Here is a 7,049-nt window from a genome sequence, read left to right on the forward strand (position 1 = left end):
AGAATAAGAAATATTATCATTTATAATTCTTTTTTGTTGTTCTTTATATTCTTCAGGTTTTTCATTTTTATATTTTAATTTCAAAAAATCATTTTCATATTTATAAAATAAATCTAAAGAATTTCTATCATATATTCTACGTTCATACATTTCATTTAACAGTTCTAACCCTGAATTATAATTTAAAGTAAGTGAATAATATTCAAGAATAATATTTGCAAATATTGAACGTCTATTTTCTAATTCAAAATTAGGTAAAATATAATTTTCAAATTCATTAAATTGTTTATATTTAAATAAAATTTTAGATATTTCTATCAGTATTTCTAAATTATTATTACAATGTTTTATAGCTTTAAGTATATATTCGTTAGCTTTAGAATAATTTAAATTTTCATATTCTAAAAGAGCAAAATCTATAGACAATCTATATGCATTAGATATACTAGTTACTATATCTTTTATATTTTCAATCTCTTCATGAGTTTTATTTGGCATAAATTTATAAAACTCTTTTATTAGTTTTGAACTATTAGGAAATTTATATATTCCATCTATTACAGCATTTTCATATTCTAAATTATTTGATAATTTTTCATATGATTTTGCATAATAATAGTATAAATCAGAACTTAAATCAAATCCATCTTCATTATATTTTTCAAACAAATTAATAACCTCATCATAAGCTCCTGAATTATAGTATATTTCAATTATAATTTCTGTTGATCTTAGAGATTCTAAATCATTTTCTCTAAATCTTAAACTATATTCTAATATTTCCTTATATATATTATAATTTAAAGCCTCAACTAATAAAGTATAAATTATTTCTTTATTATCTTTATTTTGATTTAATTGAGGTTTAAGAAACTTTTTAATCCATTGTTCTTGTTCTACTTCTATTTCTTTATTTAATTTTTCATCATAAATCTTTATTTTAGGTTTTTCTTCCATACTAGTATTCTTATTCTTAAATATATTCCAGAACATTTTATCCCTCCTGTTATTTTATAACTTTATCTATTATACCCCCACCAAGACAAATATCACCATTATATATAACTGCTACTTGCCCCAATGTCACTGCTCTTTGTGGTTCCTCAAAATCTATTCTATATTCTTCATCATTTATCTTACTAATAACAGCTTTCACATCTTTTTGTCTATATCTAAATTTAACTCCACATTCAAATGGAAATTTTATAGAATTTATAAAATTAAAATTATTAGCTATTAACCCTTTAGAATAAAGTAATTTATCATCCCCTTGAGCTACTACTAATTCGTTAGTTTCAAGTTTTTTATCAACTACAAAATAAGGTTCACCTGTTCCATCTTTTGAATTTCCAAGTCCTATTCCTTTTCTTTGACCTATAGTATAATACATTAAGCCATTATGTATACCTAGTTTTTTACCATTTATATCTACTATATCACCTTTTTGTGCTGGTATATATTTACTCAAAAATTCATTAAAATTTCTTTCTCCTATAAAACATATACCTGTAGAATCCTTTTTATTAGCTGTTTTCAAATCATATTTTTGTGCAATTTCTCTTATTTCACTTTTTTTATAATCTCCTAAAGGAAATAAAACCTTTTCTAATTGTTTTTGCGTTAATCCACTCAAAAAATATGTTTGATCCTTATTATCATCAAGACCTTTTAACATTACTTTTTGACCATCTTTATCTTCTATAAGTCTAGCATAATGTCCAGTTGCTATATAATCAGCTCCTAATTTTTCAGCATATTCCAAAAACGCTTTAAACTTAATCTCCTTATTACACATAACATCAGGATTAGGTGTTCTTGCAAGTCTATATTCTGATAAAAAATATTCAAATACTCTTTCCCAATATTCTTTAACAAAATTAATAGAATAATATGGTATTCCTAATTGTTCAGCAACAGAAACAACATCTTTATAATCTTCATCTGCCATACAAACACCATTTTCATCTTCTTCATCCCAATTTTTCATGAATACACCTATAACTTCATAACCTTGCTCTTTTAACAATATTGCGGCTACTGATGAATCAACACCTCCTGACATTCCTAAAACAACTCTTTTTTTCATATTTATTCCAACTTTCTTTTTTTATTATTATTAGTTATATTATACAACTTTTTTCAATTTTTTTCTAGTATAAACCTTAATAAAAAGGCACCCTAAGGCACCTTCTACTTCAATTCATTTAACCCCTTTATCAACTCTTCATAATTATTTAAAGTTAATAATTTTTCATAATTGTAGTTTTTATAAGTTTTTTCTAAATAGTAATTTATAAACTTACGAATTTCAGGATTAAATATACAATTATCTTCTCTAAATACATTTATATACTCTATTAACCCATTTATTCGTTTTTCATCATCAATATTTAATATATTTCCACTCATAATATATTCTTTTATATCATTAATAAGCCATGGATTTCCTAGTATTCCTCTTGCTAACATAATACCATCTACTCCACTAAATCTTATTTTATCTACTGCATCCTCTAAGGTAAATATATCTCCATTTCCTATAACTGGTATAGAAACACTTTCTTTAACTTCTTTAATATAGTTCCAATTAGCTAAACCATTATAAAGTTCACTTCTTGTTCTACCATGTACTGTTATATGATCACATTTTAATTCCTGAGCAATTTTTGCGATTTCTAAATGTTTATTAGCTTCTTCATAGCCCAGTCTTATTTTAAGAGAAATCTTTGTTTCAGGTTTTAAAACTTCTCTTAGAGAATATAAAATACGTTTAATTTTATCTGGTTCTTTTAAAAGAGTTGCCCCACTTCCGTTACTAACTATTTTTTTCATAGGACAACCACAATTTAAGTTTATATGATCTGCCCCGATATTTTCAATATATTTTGCACAATTATTTAATCTTTCTATATTTTCACCAAATATTTGTACAGCATTACCTTTTCTTAATTTCAAAATTTTAGGAATTTCTTTAGTATTATACATAGCTAAATTATTTGAACTTATCATTTCTGTAAAAATTAAGTCAGCAGAAAATTTTTCCATATATCTTCTAAAAGAATAATCACTAACACCTGCCATAGGTGCTATATATATTTTTGTATTATTCATTTATAGCTTTCATGACAACTTCAAGTGCAGCATCATAATTTAATTCAGTCTTTATTTCTTTAGCCACTTCTTTATATGCTATTTGTCCTTTTTTATCTATAACAAATACAGCTCTTGCTAATAATCTTAATTCTTTCAATAACATACCATAATTATTTGCAAATTCTAAATCTCTATGATCTGATAAAGTTATAGCATTATTAATTCCATTTGCTGCACAAAATCTCCCTAATGCAAAAGGTAAATCATTTGATATTGTAATTATTGAAACTTCATCTTCATATTTAGCAAGCTCATTATTAAACTTAGCCGCTTGTATAGCACATATACCTGTATCAATTGATGGAAAAGATGTAAGAACTACAACCTTACCTAAAAACTGTTCTAAACTAACTTCTTCCAAATTTTTATTAATAGCTTTAAACATAGGAGCTTTTTCTCCTACTTTTACCTCATTCCCAATTAATGTTAAAGGATTTCCACCCATTGTAATATTCATTTTTACCTCCAAATTTTCTTATTTTATAATTAAAGTATACTATATTCAATTCTTTATTACAACTTATTTGTTATATCAAACAAAATATTGTATAATCTAGATATATTTATTTGGAGATGATAACATGAAAATAGAAATATGTGCTGGAAATATCGAAGATATTATTATTGCAAATAATTTTAAAAATATAGCTCGTATAGAATTAAATCAAGGTTTAAGTACAGGCGGTTTAACTCCCAGTTTCTCACTTGTTAAAAATGCACTTAAGTTATCTAAACATAAAATTATTGTAATGATTAGGTTAAGAGAAGGTTCTTTTTCATATACCGAAAATGAATTTAATATAATGTATGATGATGCTAAAACTTTTCTTGAACTCGGTGTAGATGGTATAGTTTTTGGATTTCTTGATAATAACTTAGATATAGATATAAATAAAACCAAAAAAATGATAGAACTCGCTCATAAATATAAAAAAGAAGCAATTTTTCATAGAGCAATAGATGTAACTTCTGATTATATTAAAAGTATTACAAATTTAAAAAACATGAATATAGATAGAATTCTTAGTTCAGGTCATGAAATGAATGCTATAATAGGATTAGACAATTTAATAAAAGCAAAAAAAATATTTGATAAAATATTACCTGGTAGTGGTATAAATCAAAAAAACTTAGAAGAGTTTAAAAAAATGGGATTTTTAGAAGTACATGGTAGTTTTTCTAAATCAATAAAAAATGAATATATAATTGATTTTGGAACTTATACTAAAACATCAGAAAATATTATAAATAGCTTGACTTTATAGTATTTTGATATTAAAATATACTAGCGAGGTGAATATTTTGAAAAATAATTTAGAGAAAAAAAGTTTAATAGAAAAAAAAGAATTTGTTATAGAAAAATCTGCTGATCTTTTTTTTAGAAATGGTTATGTCAATACTGGTTTAAACGATATACTTAAAGCATGTGATATTGCAAAAGGTTCTTTTTATTATTACTTTTCAAGTAAAGATGAAGTTTTATTAAAAGTAATCGACTTTCAAAAAGATAAAATAATATCTTTATTTTCTGAAACAGTTGATGATTTATCTATTTTTAAATTAAAATCTTTCTTTTCAAAATATTTTGAAAATATTGCAATAATAAAAAATAGTGATAATAGTATTTTTTATGCTGGTTCTCCATTAGGGAATTTAAATTCTGAAATGTCTAATATAAATGAAGAAATTAATCATAAAATAAAAGAAGCTTATTTTGAAATAGAAAATACTCTTTCTCTATTCCTTCAAACTTTAGGACATGTGCACTCTAAATACCAATCTAATAATATTGTATTATATTCTGAATTGCTATTAAACAATCTTGAAGGAACTTGTTTAAAATTAAAAAGAATGAAAAATAGCTCACCTATAGAAGAATTTTTAATGTTTTTTGATTTAATAATAGAAAAAATGATAAATGATAAAAGCTACTAAATAGTAGCTTTTTATTTTTCATACTCTTCAGTAGTGTATTTCACTACCTTCCCATCTTCATTTATATTCAAATGATGTAGTTTATTTACACCATAAAGTGTTACATACCACATTCCATATCCTCTTTTAATAATTTTTGCATCCTTATATTCTATAACTTCTCCAACTCTATCTTTAACATATTCTGAAGCAAACGATGTTACCTCCTTAACATTATATTTAGACATTGGAGTTTTTATACTATAACATGAAAAAATATTAAATAAAAATATTATACTAATTAATATTTTACGCATTCTCATCACCTCTTAATTTGTTTATAACTTTATCTAATATCTCATTTATTTCACCTTTAAATCTAAAACCTGCTGCTAATTTATGTCCTCCTCCATTAAAATTTGAAGCTAATTTATTAACATCTACATTTTTAGATCTAAAACTCCCTTTCCAATTTAAATTTTCATCTTGTCTTACAAACATAGAAACCTCAACATCTTCTATACCTGCTAATAATTCTGATATACCATCTGTTTCATCATCTGTCAAACCTAAATTATCCATTTCAGATTTTGTTAAAATAAAATATGCAAATCCAATATCATCAATATATTTAAATTCTTGTAAAGCTTTACCAAAAATTTTGGCTTTTCCTACACTTCTAGAAAATAAGATACTTGATATTTCTCTGTTATTTATACCAGTTTCCATCAATTTAGAAGATATATAAAAAGTGTCTTTAGTAACATTTGAATGTCTAAAATTACCTGTATCATTTATTATTCCTAAATACATAAACTTAGCAATTTGACTATCTAATTCTATATCAAAAATTTCTAAAAATTTATACAATAATTCAGATGCAGAAGATATATCTTCAACATAATTAATATTTAAATATTTTGTATTACTAACATGATGATCTATATTTATAGTATTTTTTGCTATTTTAAATATTTCATTATTAATTGCTGCTCTTTCTATGTTAGCTGTATCTAACATAATAACTAATTCTACATCGTTTTCATCATATTCTGATTTCAATAACTTACTTTCTTCAAATTTTTTGATAAATTTTGGTAATTCATATTGAACTACTATATCCACATTTTTAATTGGATTATATTTTTCTATCATAAATTTAAAAGCAAACAAAGCACCAAAAGCATCACCATCTGGATTAACATGTGCTGATAATATAATATTATTATACTTATCTATTTCTTCTTTAATTTTATTTAACATTACTTCTCCTATTTTTTCTTTATAATATTTTTATAATCATCAAGAGTAATTTCATTACCTTGTTTCATTTTTAATTTTGTAACTTTATTAACTAATCCTCTTGGATTATTAAGTAGTGCCCCAACTCCTCTTATTGTATTTATATGATTTATTGCTATAGCTATAGCATCTGCAGCATCATCAGGTTTAGGTATTTCACTAAGTTTTAAAATAATCTTAGTCATTTCCTGTACTTGTTTTTTACTCGCTCTACCATATCCTGTAATTCCTGTTTTAACTTGTAATGGGGTGTAATTATATATATCTAATCCCGATAATTGTGCTTTAAGTATTATAACTCCACGAGATTGAGCAACACTAATTATTGTTTTTTGATTTTTAAAAAAGAATAATTCTTCTATTGCCATATGATCTGGCTTATATAAATTTATTAAACTTTCAACTCTTAAATATACTTGTTCCAATCTAAGAGATAAACTATCTTCTTTATTTGTATATATACATCCATAATCAATTAACTGTATTTTATTATTTTTATAATCAATTATAGAGTAGCCAACTATAGCTGTACCAGGATCTATCCCTAAAACTCCCATATTCACCTCTTTCTAAATGATATTATACTTTATTTTTAAACTTTATTCAAATAAATTCACAAAGAGAAACAAATCGTATTTTTAATATAATTTTTTTAATTAAAAACACTAATATATCTAGTT

General features: G+C 23.9%; 9 protein-coding genes. 2 read left to right on the forward strand and 7 right to left on the reverse strand.

The window, feature by feature from the left end; translation table 11 throughout:
- The 4 genes from ACWYO2_RS04210 to tpx all read right to left on the reverse strand — a co-directional run.
- Window positions 1-993: hypothetical protein (locus ACWYO2_RS04210; protein ID WP_455515245.1), on the reverse strand; the 993-nt coding region annotated here is incomplete at its 3' end.
- Window positions 994-1,006: 13 nt separating this feature from the next.
- Window positions 1,007-2,092: a tRNA 2-thiouridine(34) synthase MnmA gene (gene mnmA, locus ACWYO2_RS04215; RefSeq protein ID WP_455515253.1), complete on the reverse strand. Its 1,086-nt coding sequence runs from the start codon at window positions 2,090-2,092 to the stop codon at window positions 1,007-1,009.
- Between the two features lie 98 nt (window positions 2,093-2,190).
- A complete protein-coding gene (locus ACWYO2_RS04220) occupies window positions 2,191-3,111 on the reverse strand; it encodes a tRNA dihydrouridine synthase (protein WP_455515246.1) in 921 nt (306 codons plus the stop codon).
- On the reverse strand, window positions 3,104-3,610 hold the full coding sequence (gene tpx / locus ACWYO2_RS04225) for a thiol peroxidase (RefSeq protein WP_455515247.1): 507 nt from the start codon (window positions 3,608-3,610) through the stop codon (window positions 3,104-3,106). The genes ACWYO2_RS04220 and tpx overlap by 8 nt, the downstream gene beginning before the upstream one ends.
- Window positions 3,611-3,734: 124 nt before the next feature.
- On the opposite strand from tpx, the gene ACWYO2_RS04230 reads away from it, so the two are divergent.
- Window positions 3,735-4,418: a copper homeostasis protein CutC gene (locus ACWYO2_RS04230; protein WP_455515248.1), complete on the forward strand. Its 684-nt coding sequence runs from the start codon at window positions 3,735-3,737 to the stop codon at window positions 4,416-4,418.
- 37 nt (window positions 4,419-4,455) lie between these two features.
- A complete protein-coding gene (locus ACWYO2_RS04235) occupies window positions 4,456-5,088 on the forward strand; it encodes a TetR/AcrR family transcriptional regulator (RefSeq protein ID WP_455515249.1) in 633 nt (210 codons plus the stop codon).
- Between the two features lie 11 nt (window positions 5,089-5,099).
- Here the strand turns inward: ACWYO2_RS04235 and ACWYO2_RS04240 are convergent, their stop codons facing one another.
- Genes ACWYO2_RS04240 through ruvC form a run of 3 tightly spaced genes read right to left on the reverse strand, consistent with a single transcriptional unit; the run spans window position 5,100 to window position 6,926 of the window.
- A complete protein-coding gene (locus tag ACWYO2_RS04240) occupies window positions 5,100-5,384 on the reverse strand; it encodes a hypothetical protein (protein ID WP_455515250.1) in 285 nt (94 codons plus the stop codon).
- Window positions 5,377-6,330, reverse strand: a complete 954-nt coding sequence (locus tag ACWYO2_RS04245; protein WP_455515251.1) for a DHH family phosphoesterase — start codon at window positions 6,328-6,330, stop codon at window positions 5,377-5,379. The genes ACWYO2_RS04240 and ACWYO2_RS04245 overlap by 8 nt, the downstream gene beginning before the upstream one ends.
- An 8-nt stretch (window positions 6,331-6,338) precedes the next feature.
- Window positions 6,339-6,926, reverse strand: a complete 588-nt coding sequence (gene ruvC, locus ACWYO2_RS04250) for a crossover junction endodeoxyribonuclease RuvC (protein WP_455515252.1) — start codon at window positions 6,924-6,926, stop codon at window positions 6,339-6,341.
- Between the last annotated feature and the right edge of the window lie 123 nt (window positions 6,927-7,049).

It is taken from the genome of Pseudostreptobacillus sp. (assembly GCF_977040545.1).

Coding starts and splice junctions, on each gene's coding strand:
- ACWYO2_RS04220 (WP_455515246.1), bottom strand. CDS start 3,111: ATGAATAATACAAAAATATATATAGCACCTATGGCAGGTGTTAGTGAT.
- tpx (WP_455515247.1), bottom strand. CDS start 3,610: ATGAATATTACAATGGGTGGAAATCCTTTAACATTAATTGGGAATGAG.
- ACWYO2_RS04230 (WP_455515248.1), top strand. CDS start 3,735: ATGAAAATAGAAATATGTGCTGGAAATATCGAAGATATTATTATTGCA.
- ACWYO2_RS04240 (WP_455515250.1), bottom strand. CDS start 5,384: ATGCGTAAAATATTAATTAGTATAATATTTTTATTTAATATTTTTTCA.
- ACWYO2_RS04245 (WP_455515251.1), bottom strand. CDS start 6,330: ATGTTAAATAAAATTAAAGAAGAAATAGATAAGTATAATAATATTATA.
- ruvC (WP_455515252.1), bottom strand. CDS start 6,926: ATGGGAGTTTTAGGGATAGATCCTGGTACAGCTATAGTTGGCTACTCT.